Source organism: Atopobacter sp. AH10 (assembly GCF_003664595.1).
Classification (GTDB): domain Bacteria; phylum Bacillota; class Bacilli; order Lactobacillales; family Aerococcaceae; genus Atopobacter.
In genome coordinates this window covers 1-21,104 of sequence record NZ_QXPZ01000027.1, presented here as the reverse complement: position 1 = coordinate 21,104, position 21,104 = coordinate 1, and the positions used below count along the sequence as shown (strand labels likewise).

Sequence of the window (21,104 nt, the reverse complement as noted above, 5' to 3'; positions counted from 1 at the left end):
ACAAACATCAGCTATAAGCAGGTGGTATTATTTTTAACCCTTCATAAATTTGATCATATTTACTCAATACTGATCCTAAAGTAAAACCAAAAGAGTCATCCCAATAGCCATAAATCTGGTCTAAGTTGCACAACACATCATCAATTGTATAGCTCTTATTTAATCCACTCAGTGCCATTTCTCTCTTAATATAGGCGATAAGTATTAAGGCTATGTGCTGTACAAATAATTTTCCTTAGAAAGGCTGTATGGGCTTTCTTTATTCATTATCCAACTTCATTTTGCAATTAACTATACAATATAGAAGAAACTGCGTACAAGAGTAAAGAAATTGTAACTTTTTTCATTCAAAACTTGTTTATAATATATAAAAGCATCTTATAAACAAGGGGGAAATAATGGAAAAGAGCTACAATAATATCAGAAATATGTGCAAAATAATGCTTATAACAATTCTGATGATGATAAAGATAAAAAGTCAGACATAGATGCAATAATTTTCCATTATCATCCTGATTTTAAAGATTTAACTTTGGATAAAGCTATTATCAAGTATTATCATATGGAAAATCTGGATATTGAAAGAGACCGCCTATATAAAAAGGTTCTTAAACTTCAAGCTGGTAAAGGAGTTGCAGAAAAAGAACAAGAGCTTTTAAATATTTTTGGGGCGATTGCTTCTTTTGGTGGTTTAGGATTAATTGCATTGACACTATTTAAAAAGGGGAGAAAAGAATTAAAGCAATTTATGGGATCTCCGTCAAAATACCTGAGTGCAATTTTTGCAGAAATCGGTTCGGGAGCAAAACTATTCGTAAAAGATCCATGGCAGTTCATAGGAACAAAAGTCCTTGGCCCAATTAATTCTCTATTAGCAGATTCAATTTCGTTAGGTGGAATAATAATAAATACACTGGGTAAAAAACTGTATTATAACACTATTGAACCTGTTGTAGATTTTGTTAAAAATATGGTTAAGTCAGTATTATCATTTGCAGAAAAGAAAACATTAAAACCCGTGGTTCAAAAATTAATCAAGCCAACAGTTAAATTTATTAATAAGAAAATTATACGACCAATTAAAAATAAGATTATCAAACCTGCTGTTAATTTTGTAGGCAATATAATTGTTAAGCCCGTAATAAAGAAGGGGATAAAACCTAGAGCAAAGCATCTTCATAAAAATATAATATATTCAGTATACAGTAAAGTAGCAAAACCTGTTTATAACAAAGTAATTAGACCTATAGTGCAACCTATATGTCAAAAAGTAATACAAGCAGTTGCTAAATATATCCATCGCAATGCAACTAAACCAGTCCCCAAGTTTATTAAGAAAAATAGCAAAAACAATAGATAGTTTTTTCAAGAGATTACGGAGATAAAGGAAGCAGAAAATGAAAAAGAAATTTGTAATGGCTAGCATTATGGTAGTGGTTGTAATATCAATATTGGTTGGATATAGTTACGCAAATTTAAAATCAAATTCAGTATACTATGCTAAAAACACACCACATAAGAAAGGTGTAGAGCCTGTACTTATGTTGCTAGTTGATAATTTGGATTGGATTTATAATCCTGAACTGGAAGGAATAGAATATGATTTTGACGGTGGAAATGTTATTTATAATAATAACTATAAGTCGGAAGATGTACCTTGGTTTGCTAGCCATTATGGCAAGGAGTACCACTATGGTAGCAATGACTATAAATCATATAGTTTTAACAGCAATTTCGAATTGACTTATTGCAGAGACAGACGTGAAGGTAAGGTTGATATTAAAAACATAGATGTTAAAAAGGTAAAAAGAGATATTTATAAAATTTTTCAACCAGTGATTAACAAACAAACAAAACCATTGATAAATTTGCAGTGGCTATTCGATAGAATTTATCGAGCTAAATTTAATTAATATATTATGGACAACTAGAATTAGTTAGTAAATTGATTCTAGTTGTCTTTTTATTATGAAGGGCATCGCAAACTGCTATCGTATAATTGTATCCATTTGTAAGTCGCAATGAACTAGCTTCGTCACTGCTGCAATTTCAGCTTCCTCTTAAAGAAGTTTCTGTTATTCAATCTATTGAGAGCGTTTTAAGAGTTAAAGGATTTTCAAGAAAATTTTTCCAATTAAAGTACGTTTAGATCGGGATTGCTTCTTTTCTTTGTCCCAGTATGACTTGACTTCATATACATAAGTTATACCATACCTTTTATCTAATTGCTTTATTATTGCCATTTATATCGCCGCGTTATGAATTTGCTACATAACTATTTAAAAGCCAATAAAAAATCGTACAAAACCTATAATATTAGGATTTGTACGACTTACATCATTATTGGTCGGGAAATTCAGGATAGATGAATGACCATTAGATCAAATTAAGGCAGACGCAGATCAAGTGAGCCGAAATTCCCGCCACTAAACCTCCAATGGTATGACTGACCAAAGCCTTCCCTGTTGCTTCTTTTGTCCCTAAGGCATCCATCATGGCTAAATGCGTTGAAATATACCCGCTCCAGCACATACAAATGGCTGTGTAAACTGCAATATCATTCGACGTCACTCGGCCAACCTCTGCCATCTTTGCGACAGCCCCTATAGCTGCCCCAGTCGAACCTAAAGCCGTAATCGGCACAGCAATAGCTTCTGGCACACTAAAACCAAATAGGGGATTAATCACAAAGCTGAGTTGCTTACCAAGCCAAGGCAAGAAGGCAATCCCTTCATTCGCTGCGCCTGTATAAACGCCCCCTGCAGCAGGTCCCTTAGTCAAAATAACCACCAAGGTACAAATAATCACTACGCCAGGAATAATGGAGACTCCCATGTCAACCCCTACTCGTCCGCCATCTAAAAGTGATTGAATCAGTCTTGATCCAGCAGAACCTTCTCTAATGACCCGCTTATCTTCAGGAATTAATTTTTTGGAAGAAATTTCTACCATTTCTTCTGTCCCATACATTTTTTTACAAGCTCGGATCATTAAACGAACAGATACAACAGATCCAATAATAGCCCCCAAATTTCCAATTAAGGCACTGGTCACCGCACCTTTCACATTCATTCCCATCATAGTGGTTGTAGTGATCAAACCCATACCAAATGAAGTTCCTAAGTTAGTCAAGGCTGGCATTTGGTACTTTTTAAAATATCTTCTAAAATTATCATCATGTGTAAAGGTTAAAATGGCAGGATTATCTGATAGATAGCAATTCATCATCCCCAAAGAAGAGGCTCCCGGCAAATCATAAATAGGTCGCATCACCTTAGATAAGACCTTATTCACTAGAGCAATCACCCCGAATTCGGAGAATACACCAGAAACTGCCCCAGCTAAGACCGCAATAGCCATTAAATACAAACAGACATTCATCAACAGATCATAACCTGTACTCATCATCGTTTTGATCATGTTGATTGCACCCATCTTACTAGATATAGCTCCAAACAAGCCAAAAAATAAGACCAGACACATAAAGTTCTCTAGCCCAATATTCTTTTTTAATTTCCTATTTGTTTCTTTTTCCATACGGTCCCTCCCCTAATGAGCAATGCCCAAATAGTCTTTCCTACATATTTTATATCAAAGGACTTCTTTTCCCCTGTTTCCATCAGCATTGGACTTCTTTCCCCTTGCTTCTATCAGCATTGGACTTCTTTCCCCTTGCTTCTATCAGCATTGGACTTCTTTTCCCTTGCTTCTATCAGTATTTTCAAATTCATTGCTTCATTATAGCAAAAAAAGACTATCTAAATGGGATCTTTCGTAAATTCATATGAATATTTTTGCTAAAAAACCTTTTTTGTACACTTTAAACTATTGAGCTAGAAGACTTTTCTTGTCCCAATCTACTTCGTAATAATCTTGTCCCTCATGTAAGATCAAAGGATAATTACTACGATAAATCGACCCATTTTGATCCTGTTCAAGATACATCACAAAATTTTTAGGATAGATGGATAGGATCTTCGAAAACACATTATCTTGATCAATAATGATAGAAGTGATTTCCTCATCACTCTTAAACCAGTCTGTTTTCAAATGGAAATACGCCCCTAAATCCACTCGCGTTTCATATGAACAGATCGTCAAAATATGCCGTGTCATTTTTATTCCTCCTTAATTTCTTAGCAAGATGTTCGACAAAGCTTAGTTTCATTATAACACTTTCCCCAGCTGTAAAGTATGCGCTTTCTTTCTTAGCGTAATGAAAAAGGATAACCCCTAATCTGAGGCTATCCTTCTTCTTTTATCTTACTCGTAACATAGGTCACTTGGCTTATAGTACTCATAAAAATTGGACACTTTAGCTTCTAGATCCATATCCTGCCAAATTTTTGCTTCAAGAATCTGTTTTGACCTGTTCCTCATCCTTGAGTCTTATCCAAACAAATCTATAACTAGGCTTAGTTAATAGAAAAATCGAAGGCAGAGTTGACTTTGATCGTCGAATTGTAGAACTGAGTCAGAGCTTCAACAGCATAAAGGGTATCCTTACTCCCACAAGTTTCATAAGCAGAATGCATGGCTAATTGGGGTAAACCAATATCTAATGCATGCAGGCTCACCTGAATATTCGACAGATTCCCCAAAGTAGAACCTCCAGCCATATTCGATCGGTTAGCAAAGTATTGGTAAGGGACTTGAGCTTTGTGACATATCTCTTTAAAGACAGCTCGAGAAAAAGCATCTGTCGTGTATTTTTGATTAGCCGCTTCTTTCAAAACAATCCCCTTGTTCATATAGCTCCGGTTGCCATCATCTGCCATTTCACCATGGTTAGGATGAACCGCATGCCCGTTATCACATGAAACCAAGAAGGATTTAGCAACTGCTCGATAGTAATCCTCACTTGTATAACCCAGCGCGCTATTGATCCTTTGCAAGCTGTCATATAAAAATGTCGACATAGCTCCTTGCTTGGTATTCGATCCTACTTCTTCATTGTCAAAACAAGCATAAACATTGATAGTTTCATCATTCTCACTTGAAACAAAGGCTTTTAAGGCAGCATAAGCACATTGTAAATCATCTAATTTAGGCGTCGACACAAACTCCTTGGCAAATCCCCAAATACTAGGAGCTTGATGGTTCACCACAAATAAATCGCTAGAGAGAATATCTTCTACTTGAATACCTAAGTATTCGGCAATCATCCGATCAAAGTCTTCTGACTTTAATTCCCCAGTAGAAAACAGCGGGCAAAGATCGACTTGACGATTGAAAGAAAAGCCATCGTTAATTTTTCGATTCATGTGAATGGCTACATTAGGGATAATGAGCACATCATCTTCGATATGCAATAGTTTAGAGACAACTTTTCCATCTTCTCGAACAAGAACACGTCCAGCAATCCCTAATGGACGATCAAACCAAGAAGCATCGATCATCCCACCATAAGCTTCAACGTTCAAGCGAATATATTCACCAGGCCCCTCTAAAATTGGCACACTTTTAATCTTGAAGCTTGGCGAATCACTGTGAGAAGCCGTTAATTGAAAATGGTAATCGGACAAATTTTGTCCCACTGTAAAGGCAATAAGCGAAGAACCGTTACGAGTGGTGTAATATTTCCCACCCTTTTCTAACTGCCAAGCATCCCCTTCATTCAAGTAGCTAAAACCCGCCGCTTCCAATACCAGGCTAATCGTCTCACAGGAATGAAACATACTCGGGCTATTTTGTATAAAATCTACTAATTCTTGTGAAATTTCTAAATAATCCATCATTTTCCCCTCTCCAACTAAAGATATGATCCCTAAAAGCTCACAATAGACTAAATTGTAAACCCTAAATATGTCCCTCCTTATTTTCTAGCTAAGGCCTTTTCTATCGCTTTTTCAGCGTTCTCATTATAACTCAAATATCCTGTCACGCCAATCCACAAACTCTCATCGATCCCACTCTACTCTTTCCACTACTAGACAACTGCCCCCTTCACTCCTATACATCTGATCACCATTTTTTATAAATTTTCTTCTAAATAACTTTTATAGCAAAATATTTATGAAAAAACACTCATTCTTCAAGCTTATATATCTATTTCTTCATTTGTTATGTATACTATTTTAGGAATATATTTTCGTGCCTATCGTTGAACTTTTTCAAAAAAAGTGGTAAGACATAATAAGGAATTATTATTTCAAGAATCCGTAGGGGGTGATTTCCTAAAAAAAGTCATTTATATCGCTCCACCTCAACCGTTTATAATTGATTTGCATAAACAAACTATGCCTTATATAAAATTTTTATATTAAGGAAGTATTTGCTGTTATTATTTCTTTATAGTCGCATAGTAAGTCAGTTTTATTAAATAAAGAAGGTGTTGATTATGACTCAATTTATCCTCGGAATACTCATTCTCGTAGGGGGATTCTTTACCTACGGACTCTTTATTCATAAACTATTTGGTGCGGACGAAAATCGTACCACTCCTGCCTACACATTACGTGACGACGTTGACTACACCCCGCTACCCACTTGGAAAGTTTTCATGATTCAAGTTTTAAACGTTGTGGGTTTAGGGCCAATCTACGGAGGGATTCAAGGGGCTCTTTTTGGTTCTTCTTCCTTTGTGTGGATTGCACTCGGCTGTATTTTCGGTGGTGCCGTGCATGACTACTTCTCTGGTATGATGAGCGTTCGGTCTAATGGTGCTTCTATTCCTGAAGTAGCTGGTGACTATTTAGGCAATACCGCTCGTCAAATCATGCGGGTCTTCTCGGTCATCCTTTTAATCTTAACGGGTACCGTATTTATGACAGGCCCCGCTGATATTTTGAAAAGTCGTGGCTTCTTTGGCATCACGAGTTTCTCCGTTTGGCTAATTATCATTTTCTGTTACTACATTTTAGCCACTATCGTTTCCATTGATAAAATTATCGGGAAAATCTATCCTGTGCTTGGGGCATCCCTCTTAATCATGGCATTCGGGATTGGGATCAGCTTAATTGTCAAGGGTTACACTATTCCAACATTTAGCCTAGCTAACCAAAACCCTGACCACAACCCTATTTGGGCTATGCTATTTACTACCATCGCCTGTGGGGCTATATCTGGTTTCCACTCCACTCAATCTCCTATGATGGCTCGTTGCATTAAGAACGAAAAATATGGTCATATCGTCTTTTATGGTGCCATGATCACTGAAGGAATCATCGCTATGGTTTGGGCCAGCGCAGCATCTGCCTATTTTGGTGGTGTGCCACAATTACACCACATCTTAGCTAGTTCTACTCCTGCCAAAGTGGTCACACAAGTTTCCTTTGGCTTGATGGGGACTGTCGGTGGTATCCTTGCTGTACTCGGGGTTGTCGCTTGCCCTATTACTTCTGGGGATACAGCCTTCCGTGCCGTACGTTTAACTATCGCTGATGCTTTAAAACTGGATCAACGTCCTTTGAAAAACAGATTGGTCATTGCCATTCCTCTCTTTATCCTAGTTTACATCTTAGCCGGAATGGACTTTAGTATGATTTGGCGTTACTTCGCCTTTTCTAACCAATCTCTAGCTGCCGTTGTCTTGTGGACAGCTACAGCCTTCCTCATTCACCACAAGAAGAACCCTATCTTCACCTACCTACCAGCCGCCTTCATGACCTTAGTCTGCACAACTTATATCTTGGAAGCTCCTGAAGGTTTCCATTTAGGCGCTCATAAGGGTACTGTCTTAGGTGCTATTATCGGTGGTATCATCATTATTGCCATGACTTTCGTCGTCAATAAAGCGAAGGATCGTGTCATTGGCAACAAAGAAAGTCAAAATAATCCAGCCTAATCGCTTATCCAGTCCGTCTCAAATAGCTGACTAAACTAAAGGATCCAATTGCCTTAACTCGTTTAAATCGAGTGACAATTGGATCCTTTTTCTTATCCATAAAATCGAAAGCCTTTTAAGCCAATTTATCCGCAATAACAAAAGATAGTTTGGCACTTGCTACAATTTTGTCATCTACTTTACAGGTTGCTTCTGCGTAACCTAAGCCATGTCTCATCTTGATTAACTTACTTTCAATAATAAGTTGATCACCAGGACGAACTGGCTTTTTAAATTTTGCCTTTTCTATCCCTGCAAAATAAGCGTATTTGCCCTTATATTCTTCTGTACTCAAGATAGCTACCGCCCCCACTTGAGCCATAGATTCCACCAACAAGACGCCTGGATAAATATGGAAATCCGGAAAGTGTCCATTAAAGATCGGATCTGCTACTGAAATATTTTTTAAACCAATCGCATATTCCCCTTCTTTAATCTCAAGAACACGGTCGATCATGCTCATTGGTTGGCGGTGGGGGAGAATATCCTTTATTTGATTAGAATCAAGCATTAATCTTCCACCTTTTTAAAGAGTAAAGCAACGTTGGAGCCACCAAAAGCACAAGAATTGCTCAAGGCATAGTTAACTTCTTTTTCAACAGCCTTATTTGCTGTATAGTTCAAATCTAACTCTTCATCCGGAACTTTCAAATTAATCGTTGGAGGAATGAATGAGTCTCTTATAGCTAAGATCGTAAAGATAGCTTCTACTGCTCCAGCTGCCCCAAGAAGGTGCCCAGTCATGGATTTGGTTGAAGAAATAGCCACATCTTTCGCCCGATCTTTGAAGAGATACTTGATAGCATTTGTTTCCATTTGGTCATTCTTGGCTGTAGAGGTTCCATGGGCATTAATATAATCAATATCTTCTAAACTATGCCCTCTTTCCTTGATGGCGTTTTCCATTGCTTTAGCCACATAAACCCCATCTGGGTTTGGTGCAGTGATGTGGTAAGCATCACAAGTAATACCCCCACCAGCGATTTCTGCATAGATCTTCGCTCCACGTTTAAGGGCATGCTCATACTCTTCAAGAACCAAGATGCCTGCCCCTTCAGCAGGGACAAAACCGGAACGTTCGGCATCAAATGGAATAGAAGCCCGATCTAAACTTTCAGCCTTGGATAAAGCTTTAATTTGTTGGAAACTCCCAATCCCTAGCAAGGTATCTGCAGCTTCTGCCCCACCAGAGATCACACAGTCTGCATAACCGTCTTTGATGGCTCGGTAGCCATTTAAGATAGCATTAGTCCCAGTAGCGCAAGCTGCAACAGGGGTTTGACTTTCCCCATGAAGTCCATAGCGAATCGCCACTTCATTAGCTGTTCTATTGGCCATCACCATTGGAATAGTCAAAGGATTTAACCGGCAAATTCCTTTTTCACATTGGATTTTTACCGCTTCTTCGATGGTATCAAAACCACCCACCCCACTGCCGATAACTGTAGCAACACGGTCACGGTCATAATCATCAAAGTCTATTTGACTATCTTCAATAGCTTTTTTAGCAGCATAAAGACCTAGTTGTGTTACACGGTCCATCCGGCCAATTTCTTTACGTGTCAGCAGTCCTTCAGGATCGAAATCGTAACAATATCCCCAGTATTTCAGTTTCAAATCTGGATCTTCTAACAAATCAATTTCACTGATTCCGCAATAGCCCTCTTTTAAATTCTTGCTGACTTCTTCAATTTCGCTTCCAATTGGAGAGATAATCCCCATACCAGTCACAACTACTCTTCTCATATACTCATCCCTCCATCTACAGAGATTACTTGACCTGTAATTTGTTTAGCTGAGTCACTAGCTAAGAACAAGGCTGCATTAGCAATATCTTCCCCTTCTGCAAAACTACCAGTTGGAATAGAGGCTAGAATGCTATCTTTCACTTTATCGCTCAACTTGTCCGTCATATCCGACTTAACAAAACCTGGCGCAATTGCATTGACCGTCACCGACCGAGCTGATAATTCTTTTGCTAAAGACTTGGTCATCCCAATAATCCCTGCCTTACTTGCAGCATAGTTCACTTGTCCGGCATTCCCTCTAAGTCCTACAATAGAGGAGATAGAAATGATCCGACCATAGCGATTTTTCATCATGTGTTTGCCGAATAATTTCATGAAATAGAAGCAAGAATATAGGTTTACTTCCATCACATCATAAAAATCTTCATTCTTCATGCGAACAGCTAGATTATCTCTTGTAATACCTGCATTGTTAATGAGGACATCAACTTTACCAAAAGCCTCCACACAGGCCTTATACATTTCTTCGCATTGGTCGTAATGACGGACATCACCTTTTAAGTAGATGATTTCTGAACTTAACTGGCAGTCTTTTTTCACTTGCTCGAACTCTTCTTCTAAAGATTGCTTGTCTTCGTCTTTACGATAGTTCAGCGCTAAGTTATAGCCTTCTTCTAAAAATTTACGGGCAATCGCTCGGCCAATACCTCGACTAGCCCCCGTGATAAAGCATGTTCTATTTCCCATTCAATTCCTCCACTACCTTTTTATAGTCATCAACTGTGGTCACTGGGTAAACCTTCACATGAGGGGCAATTTTCCCCAGCAACTTTTCAAAAACGGAACTTGGCGCAATTTCAATGAAACAATCATATCCATCTTGAATCATATGGTTGAGATCGTCTGCCAATCTAACCGTTTCTTTCACTTGCTTCGTAAAGGTTTGACGGAAGTCTTCTCCCTCATATAAACGTCCAGTGAGATTGAGATAAAGATCTGATTGTGGTATCTGAAAGTCGATTCTTTGAAGAAAATCACCTAATTTCTCACTAGCTTCCGACATAAATTTCGTATGAAAAGCCGCTTCTGTTTTCAATTTAATCGCCCGAATTTTTTTAGCTTTCAAGGATTGGGCTAAGCGTTCGATGTCTTCACTTTCCCCTCCGAGAACAATTTGTTGACTAGAGTTAATATTCGAAATAAAAATACGATCCGCCACTCGCTCTTCTTCCAATAAAGCCAAAACTTCCGACTCATTTTTATGAAGAACCGCTAGCATAGCTGTATCTACAGCTTTCGCATCCTTATCCATGACTTCGCCACGGAATTTTGCGATCTCAATAGCATCTTTTGGACGAATAACTCCTGCTCCATAAAGTGCTGAATATTCACCAATGGATAAACCACAGTAGCCTTCAGGGTGAATGCCCTGATTCTCTAACAACTGGGTCAGCATCACTTGGTAAGCCACTAGAGCTGGTTGGGCGTATTGGGTTTCAGATAAGCGTTTCATCTCATATTCGAAAGAAACTTCTTTAATAAAATCTGCATAGGGAAAAGAATCGTAAATCTGGCCTGCTTCTTCTATCTGTTGATAAAAATCAAGCCCCATTCCTTCCCTTTGACTACCTTGTCCTCCATAGAGAAATCCTATTTTCATGACCGATCTCCTTGACACAATTTGATCTTCTCAACATTATATTCTTCCATCAATTCTTGGAAAATTTGAGCTAATGGGCGGATCTCTGTTATGGCTTCAACAACTTGTCCAGCCATTATAGATCCTCTTTCCATATCTCCTTCTCGAACAGCTCTCCCGAGTGCGGCATGGGTAAGTTTTTCTAACTCATCTAAACTAGCTCCAGATTTCTCTAAATCGATATAATCTTTGGTCATTTGATTCTTCACCACACGAGTTGGTAAACCATTAATACGACCAATCACCTTAACCGATGTGGATTTAGACTTGATTAATTTGTCCTTATAATTCGGATGAATTGGGCATTCTTCACTGCCAAGGAGAATAGTCCCTAATTGAACTCCACAAGCTCCAAGCGCTTCTGCAGCTAACATGGAGCGTCCATTACAGATCCCTCCAGCGGCCACTACCGGAATATTCACAGCCTCTGCCACTTCATTGACTAACACCATAGTCGTTAATTCTCCAACATGGCCTCCTGCTTCGGTTCCTTCACAAATGACCCCATCAGCCCCTGCACGTTCCATCCGAATCGCTAATGCCTTAGTCGGAACAACTGGGAAAACTACTGTCCCATTTTCTTTCCATTTCTTGATATACTTACCAGGATTTCCAGCACCTGTCGTGACAAAAGGAATATTATATTCCACCACTAGATCGCTTATAGCCTCTACTTCCCAATGAAGCATTAACACATTCAAGCCAAAAGGTTTATCAGTTAGGCTTTTGCATATTTCTATTTCTTTTCGAATTTCATCGATGGTTCTTCCCCCAGTAGCAATTAGCCCCATAGCGCCATTATTAGATACGCTAGCAGCAAATGCACCATCTGCAATCCAGGCCATTCCGCCTTGAATAATAGGGTATTTCGTATGTAATATTTTTTCTAAATGCATAGACTGTTTACCTTTCTAAACTTCGTCTTCCTGTCCTTTAGTAGGTCTTTTATTTCTCTTTTGTCAAGAAGCTTTAGTTGCTTTTCAATGGCCTCTTTAACGCGTTTAAAGTTTTCTTCAAAGTCATCGATAGTTTCCGCAATATTTTCTTTTATCACTTCGTCAGCTATTCCAAAAGCTAAAAGATCCTTCGCTTCAAGCTTCATTATTTCTTTAGCATAGTCAGCTTTTTTGGCATCTTTATACAGGATAGATGCAAAACCTTCTGGTGACAAAATGGAATATATAGCATTTTCCATCATGATGAGATAGTCACATACTGCAAGAGACACAGCACCTCCACTAGCTCCTTCACCGCTAATCACTGAAATGACAGGTATTTTTAGTCGAGTCAGCGTGTAAATAGATTCAGCTATTGCGTGCGCCTGGCCACGTTCCTCTGCATCAACACCTGGGTAAGCTCCTGGAGTATCCACTATACAAAGGAGAGGCCTGTGAAATTTTTCTGCTTCCTTCATACAGCGTATCGCTTTTCGATAGCCTTCAGCCTTGATCATTCCATAATTAAAAGCTTGATTTTCTTTAATATCATGTCCTTTATTAGAAGCAATAAAGCTAATCACTTGCCCGTTTAATTTTCCTATACCACAAATGATTGCCTGATCATCAGCAAAGCCACGATCCCCTCTCATATAGATTGGATCCTCAATCAAGTAATCCAAAAAGTCACTGGGTTTTGGCCTAGACTTGTATCGGGATAAGAAGACCCGATCTTGTGGCGTTAAGCTCACTTTTCCTTTGATTTGTCTTACTTTTTCTAATTCTAAATTTTCCATATATCACCTGTGATAAGCCAAAGCTTTCTCGATATAATCATGTAAGTCCTGCCTAGAAACAATCTCATCTAAAAAGCCGTGAGCTAGTTGGAATTCTGACGTTTGAAAGTCATCGGCCAATTTTTCTTTGATGGTTTGCTCGATCACCCTTCGCCCAGTGAACCCAATAGTAGCAAAAGGTTCAGCAATGGTCATATCCGCCAAAGAAGCAAAAGAGGCCAAAACTCCACCTGTAGTTGGATTGGTCAGAACAGCTAGGAAAAATCCTCCCGCATCCGAAAAATCTTTTATCGCAAAAGAGGTATTAGCCATTTGCATCAAAGAATAAATACCTTCTTGCATCCGTGCCCCTCCAGAAGCGCAAAAGCCAACCACTGGCAATCCTTCTTCTTGCGCCATTTCAAAGCAGCGACAGATCCTCTCTCCCACTTCTATCCCCATAGAAGCCATCATAAATTCTTTATCCATCACAAAAACATAAGTCTCTAGATCTTTTATTTTAGCTTTGGCGATCACTATAGCCTCGTCAAGACCAGATCTTTCTTTCGCTAGTTGTTTTTTGTCAGCATAGCCTGGAAAGTTGATCGGATTATCGACGTGTTGACTGAATTCTATCCGTTCATACTGATCAAAACACAGGTCTAAACGGTCATAGGGGCTTATATAAAAATGGGCACCACATGCTGGACATAAGTTATGATTGCTCTTGAGTTCCTCTTTTTCGATCGGCTTTTTACAAGACTTACAGACAAAAAGATCTGGGTATTCTACGGTAGTATATTTAACGTCAGTTTCTTTATATCGAAGGTCCTTAGCCTTTTGGACAACGGCCTTCCTTTTCACTAACATATTCATTGATAAAATCCTTCCATTAATTCCATAATCTCGTCCATATTTTCAGAAATAAAAGCAGTTGTATAAGACCCCTTTACAAAAGTCTTATTAAATAAAATCGTATAAATAAAATCAATATTGGTTTTAACACCAAAGATAATCGTCTCTTCAAGTGCTCGTCTTAATTTCCTGATAGCTTCCATTCTGGTTCTATCATAGACAATCAATTTTCCACACATAGAATCGTAAAAAGGGGAAATTTTACAAGTAGGATATAAATAAGAATCAAAACGCACATTATATCCACCCGCTTGATAAAAATTCTTAACCGTCCCTGCTTGTGGCATAAAATTCTTTAGAGGTTCTTCCGCATTAATTCTCGCTTCTAGCGCATAACCTTTGATCTTGACATCTTCTTGTTGAATAGCCAACCTAAAACCAGAAGCAATCCGTAATTGTTCCTTAACTAAATCAATTCCGGTAACCATTTCAGTAACGGTATGTTCGACTTGTAAGCGGGTATTCATTTCAATAAAATAGAAATTTTCGTTATGATCTACAATAAATTCAATGGTTCCAGCATTTTCATAGTGACAAGCATGTGCAGCAGTTTTAGCTTGCTCATACATCATCTGCTTCACATCATCCGCTAGATTGAAGGCTGGGGCTTCTTCAATGACCTTTTGATTATTGCGTTGAATAGAGCAATTCCTTTCTCCCAAAGAAATACAATTGCCATAGGAATCACGTAAAATTTGTACTTCTATATGACGTGGTCTTTCAATACATTTTTCGACATACATCTTCGGGTTAGAGAAATTTGCCTTCACTTCTGCTCGAGCAGACTCAAAAGCCATTTTTAGTTCATCGCTTCGATTCACCTTTCGAATCCCTTTACCTCCACCACCACCAGCTGCCTTAATGAGAATAGGATAGCCAATTTCTTCAGCTATTTTTTCGATTTCTTCTAAATTATCAACTGGTTCTTTGGAGCCAGGAACAACGTTAACGCCATGCTCCATCATTAAAGCTCTAGCATTAACTTTATCTCCCATAAGCCGAATGGCATCCGAGGAAGGACCGATAAATTTAATCCCTTCGTCTTCACACATTTTGGCAAACTCATCATTTTCAGATAAAAAACCGTAACCTGGATGAATCCCGTCACACGATTTTGCTAAGGCCAACTGAATGATAGCTTCTTTATTTAAATAGGACTCACTTGCCTTATATGGTCCGATACAGTAAGCTTCATCTGCTAAAGAAACATGCAACATATCCACATCTTCTTTGGAATAAATGGCTACTGTTCTAATATTCATTTCTCGGCAAGCCCTAATGATACGAATAGCAATTTCGCCTCTATTAGCGATTAATACTTTTTTAAGCATGTTCTTCTACTTCAAATAAGGTTTGATCAAATTCCACCATGTCCTCATCTTTAAAGTTAATCGCCTTTAAGACACCATCCACTTCAGAGGTCACTTCGTTAAACATCTTCATGGCTTCGATCACACACATTACTTGACCTTTCTTTATCTCATCCCCAACCTTCACAAGCGGTTCTTCATCCGGATTCATACGAGTATAGGCGATACCCAACATTGGAGACTTAATTTCCTTGTAATTTGCCGGCGATTCTAAGACATCTTCTTTTTCTTTAGGCTCTGCTATCTTCTCTACATTCTCTACTTTTTCTACAGTAGTAAGAGTTTCTGGCTCTTTTCTTGTTTTGACATCCTTAGATAACTCAAGAGAGAATTCCTGATCTTTATAGACAAGATGAGAGACAGTCGACTGTTCAAAAGCTCTTAGAATCTCATCAAATTTATTTGCCATTGATGTAGTTAAGGATGTCTTTTACAGTTTTGATAGAATCCAAATTGTCATCTTCAATTTCTACATCAAACTCATCTTCAATCGCCATAGTCAATTCAACTAAGTCCAAGCTGTCCGCATTCAAATCTTCGAATAAATCAGAATTTTCATTCACCTTGTCTTGGTCTACCCCTAGGTTTTCTGCAACAAGTTCAACTAATTTTTCGTAATTTTCCATCTTAATTTCTCCTTTTTATTACCTATTTTTTATAATTGCTGTAGTGTATAATTTAGTGAAAAGCGAAATAGCCAAATAGTATAAGACCTTGTCGTGATGATCAGATACTTCAAAATCAATCGTGATTTTGTGCCCAAATCTTCTTAACACCTTGTTTTTTGCGTCAAGAAATACTTCGACAAAATTGTCATAAATGTCCCTAATCGTAAAACTTCTTAATTCTATCGCTATCCCTTTTGATATCTCATCGATTTGAATAGCCTGCTTAAAAATGACAATGGCTAACAATTGAGCTATAGAATCTCGATAGTACTTTTTATTGACAGGTTCTTTAATATGCCCTTGCTTCACGTAATTGTTTATCATGGAAGAAGTGATAAAATTTTCATCATTGATAAATAAGGGAGATAGGTTTCCCCTGACAAATTTGATGAGTTCTACCTTATAGAGACCCCGATTAGGAATTTCTTCCCATTTCGGAATGACTATTTTTTTTAAATTTTCCAGTTCTTTCATTCTAAACAGCGACGTCATTTATTCACCTCTCAATCCTTTATGAGCTAGTTTTTAGACGTCATCATTCAATTGCTCACGATCTAGTTTTCATTACTAGATAAAAGTCGCAAGACTAGCTGATGGTCTGCTGGCTAACTCGTCTTCTTGTCTCTTAAGTCGCTAAGAAAAAATTAGTCGACTAAAGCTTTGCTTAGCAGTCTTATACACTAGAATTAGAATAAATCCCTTTAGTTGAAGCCACTAAGTTATGAATATATCCTAATCTAGTATTTAATACTAGATCAATAAGTTAAAAATGTTCTAGCTCTCTTAAAAGCTAGTTCTATTCTACTAGTATTGATAACTAGATGAAATCTTTAAAAAAAGCACTCATCTTAACTACTGAGTTATCTTTTAAAAAGATCTAGTTCTAAAGACTAGCTATATTAGAAAAAAATATCTACTTTCAAAAAAGTTAGTAGATGAGCCTTATGCCAACCATCCATTTAGGCTGAAAATGAGGCTGACTCAACTATTTTCAGTTAGGTTGAGCGATTTAAGCTTGTTCAGTTGGTAATCGGCCGCCATACCTAAGCTGCTCATGCCTTATCAGCAAAACCCGAAGCCATTATATCATAGAGCTAGTATCAATTACTAGATCTATATTCAAATTTTTTATTTGGCTTCTAATCGTCCCTTTGCCCGTCGGATCAAGCTTTCTCTTGAACATCGTTTTAGCTTAATAAATTCTTAACTATTTTAGTGTTCCAATTTCCTTATATAGGTGTAACAACTTTGCTTCATTCTGAGCTAGATTCAAAACTACATCCCCCAAACTGAGCTAGATTCAAAACTATATCCCCCAAACATTTAGACACTGGAAAGTTGGTGAACACCATAGCAAGTGCCCTTATACTTGAAATGGGCAAAAAATCCTCAACCCATAGCTTTCAAGTCTAAAGGTTGAGGATCTCCATTCTTTGATTAGCGGTTAACACGAAACATAAGTTTTAACATCTTCTTGCTTATTTCCAATAATCCAGTGAGCTGTCATCTAAACCAATCGATTTAGCCTTGAAAACTGGATTTTTCCCTTTTGAAATTTGTTCACGATAGTCCGATAAGGATGCTAGAGCAATGCGACTTAATGCAAGAATGGACGGCAAATTGATCAAAGCCATTAAGGCCATCATGAGATCAGCTAAAGTCCATACAAGATCAGCTTTTTGAGTGGCTCCAACAAAAATGACCAAAGCGGCTAAAATTCGGAAACCTATCATAAAACGTCCGCTAGGTTGTTTCCCAAAGATATAGGTCAAATTGTTATCCACATAGTAGAGATTTCCTATCAAAGTTGTAAAACCAAATAGCATCAAGGCAAAAGTAATAAAATAATAACCGTAGTGTCCCAACAAACTAGACAAGGCCATTTGAACATATGGTGCACCAGAAATTTTTTCACTTGGTATGACTTGAGAACTCAAACACATAAAGGCTGTTGCACTACAAATCAAGATGGTATCGATAAATACAGATACCATTTGAACCAAGCCTTGCTTAACTGGATGGGAGACATTAGCCGCTGCAGCTGCATTAGGTGCAGAACCAATCCCAGCTTCATTAGAAAACAAACCTCTCTTAATCCCATACACTAAAGAAGATCCTGCAAGGCCAGAAGTGATCGCTTGGAAATCAAATGCATCTTTGAAAATCATCCGCATCATAGTAGGGATATATGGTAAATTCACCAAAACCATGACAAGAGACACCGCCACGTATACAAAACCCATCACTGGAACCAATAAAGAAGTAAATCGGATAATCCGTCCACCTCCACCTAGTACACAATAGCCAGTTAAAAAGGCAAGCACTAGACCTACGAGAGTTGGTGTCCATGTTGGGTGGTAAAAGTCATACATTTTGAAAGAATCAGCTAAGTTAAAAGCAGCTAACATATTAAAGCCTACCGCATAAGTCAGAATAAGGCAGATAGAAAAAATAACCCCTAATCTCCTATTTTTTAAAGCAGCTTCAATATAATAGGATGGTCCCCCATAGCTATGATTCGTCCAACCTCTTTTTTTATAAATTTGGGCTAAAGTTGACTCCACGAAAGCTGAAGCTCCCCCGATTAGGGCAACAACCCACATCCAAAATACGGCACCTGGCCCTCCCAAGCAAATAGCTGTTGAAACACCAACAATATTCCCTGTCCCAACCCGAGATGCTGTGGACACCATTAATGCCTGAAATGAAGAAACATCCCCTTCATCTACCGGCTTTTCTGCAATCACTCGGAAAGATTCCTTCAGATTTTTTAACTGGATCGCTTTTGTTCGAAAAGTAAAATACAAGCCAACCCCCAAAAGAAGAATAATCAGAAGTGGCGAGTAGATCCAATCGCTCAATTCATTTAAGAATTTAATGAGATAGTCCATCAAGTTTTTCCCCTTTTCTAATAATTATACTTTACTAGGATAAAGCAAAACGCCTTTTTATGCAATCATTTTCTATTGTCTTTTTAACAGCGCTTGGATCAAGCTATATGTTTTTTGGACGTGTTACTTCTTTTAACATACTGTCCCAATCTACATCTGAGCGCTCTTTTTTTTCTATATAAATAGATAAGATGATTTATCCAAAAGAAGTCTTTTATACACTTATCTTGTGGCTTTAATCACAATATTTCAAACAGCAGGCATTTCATCCACCAAACTTTTCTTCATCCATCCAACTTTCTTTCAAAAAGCAAGCTTTCTTTCAGTTGGATTAATCCCAGCACAAAAGAAAGATCTCCCCTAGCTTCTTTAAGTCATCCTTTGTAAACGCAAAAAAAGGCTAGTCAGCGGTAAAAACTTCCTCTGATTAGCCCTATCAGATAAGCTTCCTGATAGTAGCCTATCTCAAAATAGACGGTTAAATGTCTAGTGCTTTGCCTTGACACTGCACTAGTCATCTACTTGTCGTTAAAATAATCTGTCTTCTTCATATCTTGGAAAATAACATGGATATGCTCTTTTGGCGCATTCGCATATTTGTGGATAGTTTCGGTGATTTCCTTAGCCATTTTTTCTTTAGCTTCGTTTGTCCGACCTTCCACCAATTCAACGTGAACAAATGGCATGATCTTCCCTCCTTTATTTTCTTTCTATTATATCGAATATTCCTTCTAAGATCTATCTTTCATCGAAATAGGCACTCTTCTCTTCCTATTCTTCTTTTCCCTTCCTTATCCCCTTTAAGGAAAGCTTTCTTGCTCTATTCCTATGAGAGTAATTTCAGAAAAAGTTTAAAAATAATTTAATTTTGAAAGATGAAATGGTAAAATATTAGCCAACAAGAGAAAGGTGGAATAAAATGAAGAACATTATCCCCAAACATGCGAGATGGCCTCATGTGAACGACCCCATTTTTAACATTTCTGGCCTAGCTAAAAAGGCAATACAAGAAAAAGGAGCAGAAAAAGTCATCAACTCCACTCTAGGGAGTTTAATGGATGACTCGGGTAAGCTGCTTGTTTTTGATACTGTTATCGATAGTTTAAAATCTTTAGATCAACAATTCATCGCTTCTTATGCACCTATTTCCGGACGAGTTGACTATCTAGATCGCGTCATTGACCTTTGTTTTGGTCCTTATAAACCCAAAGCTTATATTAAAGCTGTTGCTAGCCCTGGTGGGACTGGTGCCGTCAGAAATGCTATTTGGAACTTTACAAATCCTAATGATACCGTCCTCTGTCACGACTGGTTCTGGAATCCCTATCAAACGATGTGTGATGAATTTGGTCGCAACCTAGTCACCTATAAACTTTTTGATGACAACTATAATTTTAATTTTGAGGATTTTAAAGATAAATTCCTTAACTGTGTGGAAGAAAAAGACAGAATCTTAGTCATCTTCAACTCTCCTGGCAATAATCCAACTGGTTTCTCTATCAGCGATGAGGATTGGGATCGTATACTAAGTCTCGTTAAAAAAGCTGCTCAGGATGAAAATACTGCCATCACACTACTTTTAGATGTGGCCTATATTGAATTTGCTGGTTTCAATGATGAACAAAAAGCATTTTTCAGCAAATTTGAAAATCTCCCAGAAAATGTTTTTATCGCTGTAGCTTTCTCTATGTCAAAATCCTACACAGCATACGGTTTACGTGCAGGTGCCTTGATTGGCCTTTCATCTAGTCCTGAAATCATCGAAGATTTCTACTATGCTGCTAGTCATTCTGCTCGATCTAACTGGTCCAATATCAACCATTCCGCCATGAAAGTCTTAGTCGACTTATTTGATGACCCTGAAAAATCAAAAGCTTATCAAAAAGAGCTAGACGCTAGCAAGCAACTTCTTCATCAACGTGCTCAAGTTTTTGTAGCCAGTGCAGAAGAAGTAGGCTTGGATATCTTACCTTACTTTGGCGGTTTCTTCATCAGTATTCCTTGTGAAAATTCCGCTCAAATTGTTGAAGACTTGATGCAAGATGACCTTTATATGGTTGGCCTTAAAAAAGGTCTCCGTTTCGCAGTTTGTGCCGTCAATGAAAAAAAATGTCGTCTAGCTCCTAAACTCATTAAAGCAGCTCTTGACCGTCATAAATAATCCTCATTCATCTATAAAAAATAGCTAGGCAAAAAACTAGTCCAAGAGAAAAAGGCTCTATACTTTTTGTTGTTGGTGAAAAAGACAGACTGAAGTCTGTCTATGACATATAAAGC

Annotated in this window: 20 protein-coding genes; 4 read left to right on the top strand and 16 right to left on the bottom strand. The window is 37.9% G+C overall.

Annotated elements, in window-relative coordinates; translation table 11 throughout:
• Positions 1-430 precede the first annotated feature (430 nt).
• Positions 431-1,360, top strand: coding sequence for a hypothetical protein (locus D3H64_RS06395; RefSeq protein ID WP_121565447.1), 930 nt, complete (start codon positions 431-433; stop codon positions 1,358-1,360).
• Positions 1,361-1,397: 37 nt separating this feature from the next.
• A complete protein-coding gene (locus tag D3H64_RS06390) occupies positions 1,398-1,913 on the top strand; it encodes a hypothetical protein (RefSeq protein WP_121565446.1) in 516 nt (171 codons plus the stop codon).
• Between the two features lie 463 nt (positions 1,914-2,376).
• Here D3H64_RS06390 and D3H64_RS06385 read toward each other — a convergent pair whose 3' ends face one another.
• The 3 genes from D3H64_RS06385 to D3H64_RS06375 form a co-directional block, all read right to left on the bottom strand.
• Positions 2,377-3,537 carry a hypothetical protein gene (locus D3H64_RS06385; protein ID WP_121565445.1) on the bottom strand — a complete coding sequence of 387 codons (1,161 nt, stop codon included), beginning with the start codon at positions 3,535-3,537 and terminating at the stop codon, positions 2,377-2,379.
• A 288-nt stretch (positions 3,538-3,825) separates the two neighbouring features.
• The gene (locus D3H64_RS06380) at positions 3,826-4,116 is read right to left on the bottom strand and encodes a hypothetical protein (RefSeq protein ID WP_121565444.1); all 291 of its coding nucleotides are present in this window, start codon (positions 4,114-4,116) and stop codon (positions 3,826-3,828) included.
• A 299-nt stretch (positions 4,117-4,415) separates the two neighbouring features.
• Complete coding sequence (locus D3H64_RS06375; RefSeq protein WP_121565473.1) at positions 4,416-5,735, bottom strand: M18 family aminopeptidase; 1,320 nt, start codon at positions 5,733-5,735, stop codon at positions 4,416-4,418.
• A gap of 605 nt (positions 5,736-6,340) precedes the next feature.
• Here D3H64_RS06375 and D3H64_RS06370 point away from each other — a divergent pair.
• Positions 6,341-7,786, top strand: coding sequence for a carbon starvation protein A (locus D3H64_RS06370; protein WP_121565443.1), 1,446 nt, complete (start codon positions 6,341-6,343; stop codon positions 7,784-7,786).
• A 115-nt stretch (positions 7,787-7,901) separates the two neighbouring features.
• Here the strand turns inward: D3H64_RS06370 and fabZ are convergent, their stop codons facing one another.
• The 13 genes from fabZ to D3H64_RS06305 all read right to left on the bottom strand — a co-directional run bounded on the left by fabZ (position 7,902) and on the right by D3H64_RS06305 (position 19,513).
• Positions 7,902-8,336, bottom strand: a complete 435-nt coding sequence (gene fabZ, locus D3H64_RS06365) for a 3-hydroxyacyl-ACP dehydratase FabZ (RefSeq protein WP_121565442.1) — start codon at positions 8,334-8,336, stop codon at positions 7,902-7,904.
• The gene (fabF, locus tag D3H64_RS06360; RefSeq protein ID WP_121565441.1) at positions 8,336-9,571 is read right to left on the bottom strand and encodes a beta-ketoacyl-ACP synthase II; all 1,236 of its coding nucleotides are present in this window, start codon (positions 9,569-9,571) and stop codon (positions 8,336-8,338) included. Before fabF ends, fabZ begins: the two co-directional genes overlap by 1 nt.
• Positions 9,568-10,320, bottom strand: a complete 753-nt coding sequence (gene fabG / locus D3H64_RS06355; RefSeq protein ID WP_121565440.1) for a 3-oxoacyl-[acyl-carrier-protein] reductase — start codon at positions 10,318-10,320, stop codon at positions 9,568-9,570. The genes fabF and fabG overlap by 4 nt, the downstream gene beginning before the upstream one ends.
• On the bottom strand, positions 10,310-11,233 hold the full coding sequence (locus D3H64_RS06350) for an ACP S-malonyltransferase (protein ID WP_121565439.1): 924 nt from the start codon (positions 11,231-11,233) through the stop codon (positions 10,310-10,312). The genes fabG and D3H64_RS06350 overlap by 11 nt, the downstream gene beginning before the upstream one ends.
• A complete protein-coding gene (locus D3H64_RS06345) occupies positions 11,230-12,168 on the bottom strand; it encodes a nitronate monooxygenase (RefSeq protein ID WP_121565438.1) in 939 nt (312 codons plus the stop codon). Before D3H64_RS06345 ends, D3H64_RS06350 begins: the two co-directional genes overlap by 4 nt.
• The gene (accA, locus tag D3H64_RS06340; protein WP_121565437.1) at positions 12,159-13,004 is read right to left on the bottom strand and encodes a carboxyltransferase subunit alpha; all 846 of its coding nucleotides are present in this window, start codon (positions 13,002-13,004) and stop codon (positions 12,159-12,161) included. Before accA ends, D3H64_RS06345 begins: the two co-directional genes overlap by 10 nt.
• A gap of 3 nt (positions 13,005-13,007) precedes the next feature.
• A complete protein-coding gene (locus D3H64_RS06335) occupies positions 13,008-13,859 on the bottom strand; it encodes an acetyl-CoA carboxylase carboxyltransferase subunit beta (protein ID WP_121565436.1) in 852 nt (283 codons plus the stop codon).
• Complete coding sequence (accC, locus tag D3H64_RS06330) at positions 13,856-15,229, bottom strand: acetyl-CoA carboxylase biotin carboxylase subunit (protein WP_121565435.1); 1,374 nt, start codon at positions 15,227-15,229, stop codon at positions 13,856-13,858. The genes D3H64_RS06335 and accC overlap by 4 nt, the downstream gene beginning before the upstream one ends.
• Positions 15,222-15,677 (bottom strand): biotin/lipoyl-containing protein, encoded by a 456-nt coding sequence (locus D3H64_RS06325; protein ID WP_121565434.1) that lies wholly within the window; start codon positions 15,675-15,677, stop codon positions 15,222-15,224. The genes accC and D3H64_RS06325 overlap by 8 nt, the downstream gene beginning before the upstream one ends.
• Complete coding sequence (gene acpP, locus D3H64_RS06320) at positions 15,667-15,894, bottom strand: acyl carrier protein (protein WP_121565433.1); 228 nt, start codon at positions 15,892-15,894, stop codon at positions 15,667-15,669. Before acpP ends, D3H64_RS06325 begins: the two co-directional genes overlap by 11 nt.
• 18 nt (positions 15,895-15,912) lie before the next feature.
• Positions 15,913-16,428: a DUF1836 domain-containing protein gene (locus tag D3H64_RS06315; RefSeq protein WP_121565432.1), complete on the bottom strand. Its 516-nt coding sequence runs from the start codon at positions 16,426-16,428 to the stop codon at positions 15,913-15,915.
• A 986-nt stretch (positions 16,429-17,414) separates the two neighbouring features.
• Positions 17,415-18,827, bottom strand: a complete 1,413-nt coding sequence (locus D3H64_RS06310) for an alanine/glycine:cation symporter family protein (protein ID WP_121565431.1) — start codon at positions 18,825-18,827, stop codon at positions 17,415-17,417.
• Positions 18,828-19,345: 518 nt separating this feature from the next.
• Positions 19,346-19,513: a 2-hydroxymuconate tautomerase gene (locus tag D3H64_RS06305; protein WP_121565430.1), complete on the bottom strand. Its 168-nt coding sequence runs from the start codon at positions 19,511-19,513 to the stop codon at positions 19,346-19,348.
• 233 nt (positions 19,514-19,746) lie between these two features.
• On the opposite strand from D3H64_RS06305, the gene D3H64_RS06300 reads away from it, so the two are divergent.
• Entirely contained in the window at positions 19,747-20,988 is a 1,242-nt protein-coding gene (locus tag D3H64_RS06300) for a pyridoxal phosphate-dependent aminotransferase (protein ID WP_121565429.1), read from the top strand.
• Positions 20,989-21,104 lie beyond the last annotated feature (116 nt).

What these genes read in the sequence shown, in the direction of transcription:
- D3H64_RS06315 (WP_121565432.1), bottom strand. Translation starts at nt 16,428, where the DNA reads ATGACGTCGCTGTTTAGAATGAAAGAACTGGAAAATTTAAAAAAAATA.
- fabG (WP_121565440.1), bottom strand. Translation starts at nt 10,320, where the DNA reads ATGGGAAATAGAACATGCTTTATCACGGGGGCTAGTCGAGGTATTGGC.
- D3H64_RS06380 (WP_121565444.1), bottom strand. Translation starts at nt 4,116, where the DNA reads ATGACACGGCATATTTTGACGATCTGTTCATATGAAACGCGAGTGGAT.
- D3H64_RS06310 (WP_121565431.1), bottom strand. Translation starts at nt 18,827, where the DNA reads ATGGACTATCTCATTAAATTCTTAAATGAATTGAGCGATTGGATCTAC.
- acpP (WP_121565433.1), bottom strand. Translation starts at nt 15,894, where the DNA reads ATGGAAAATTACGAAAAATTAGTTGAACTTGTTGCAGAAAACCTAGGG.
- fabZ (WP_121565442.1), bottom strand. Translation starts at nt 8,336, where the DNA reads ATGCTTGATTCTAATCAAATAAAGGATATTCTCCCCCACCGCCAACCA.
- D3H64_RS06350 (WP_121565439.1), bottom strand. Translation starts at nt 11,233, where the DNA reads ATGAAAATAGGATTTCTCTATGGAGGACAAGGTAGTCAAAGGGAAGGA.
- D3H64_RS06325 (WP_121565434.1), bottom strand. Translation starts at nt 15,677, where the DNA reads ATGGCAAATAAATTTGATGAGATTCTAAGAGCTTTTGAACAGTCGACT.
- fabF (WP_121565441.1), bottom strand. Translation starts at nt 9,571, where the DNA reads ATGAGAAGAGTAGTTGTGACTGGTATGGGGATTATCTCTCCAATTGGA.
- D3H64_RS06390 (WP_121565446.1), top strand. Translation starts at nt 1,398, where the DNA reads ATGAAAAAGAAATTTGTAATGGCTAGCATTATGGTAGTGGTTGTAATA.
- D3H64_RS06370 (WP_121565443.1), top strand. Translation starts at nt 6,341, where the DNA reads ATGACTCAATTTATCCTCGGAATACTCATTCTCGTAGGGGGATTCTTT.
- accC (WP_121565435.1), bottom strand. Translation starts at nt 15,229, where the DNA reads ATGCTTAAAAAAGTATTAATCGCTAATAGAGGCGAAATTGCTATTCGT.
- D3H64_RS06300 (WP_121565429.1), top strand. Translation starts at nt 19,747, where the DNA reads ATGAAGAACATTATCCCCAAACATGCGAGATGGCCTCATGTGAACGAC.
- D3H64_RS06375 (WP_121565473.1), bottom strand. Translation starts at nt 5,735, where the DNA reads ATGGATTATTTAGAAATTTCACAAGAATTAGTAGATTTTATACAAAAT.
- D3H64_RS06305 (WP_121565430.1), bottom strand. Translation starts at nt 19,513, where the DNA reads ATGCCATTTGTTCACGTTGAATTGGTGGAAGGTCGGACAAACGAAGCT.
- accA (WP_121565437.1), bottom strand. Translation starts at nt 13,004, where the DNA reads ATGGAAAATTTAGAATTAGAAAAAGTAAGACAAATCAAAGGAAAAGTG.
- D3H64_RS06345 (WP_121565438.1), bottom strand. Translation starts at nt 12,168, where the DNA reads ATGCATTTAGAAAAAATATTACATACGAAATACCCTATTATTCAAGGC.
- D3H64_RS06335 (WP_121565436.1), bottom strand. Translation starts at nt 13,859, where the DNA reads ATGAATATGTTAGTGAAAAGGAAGGCCGTTGTCCAAAAGGCTAAGGAC.
- D3H64_RS06385 (WP_121565445.1), bottom strand. Translation starts at nt 3,537, where the DNA reads ATGGAAAAAGAAACAAATAGGAAATTAAAAAAGAATATTGGGCTAGAG.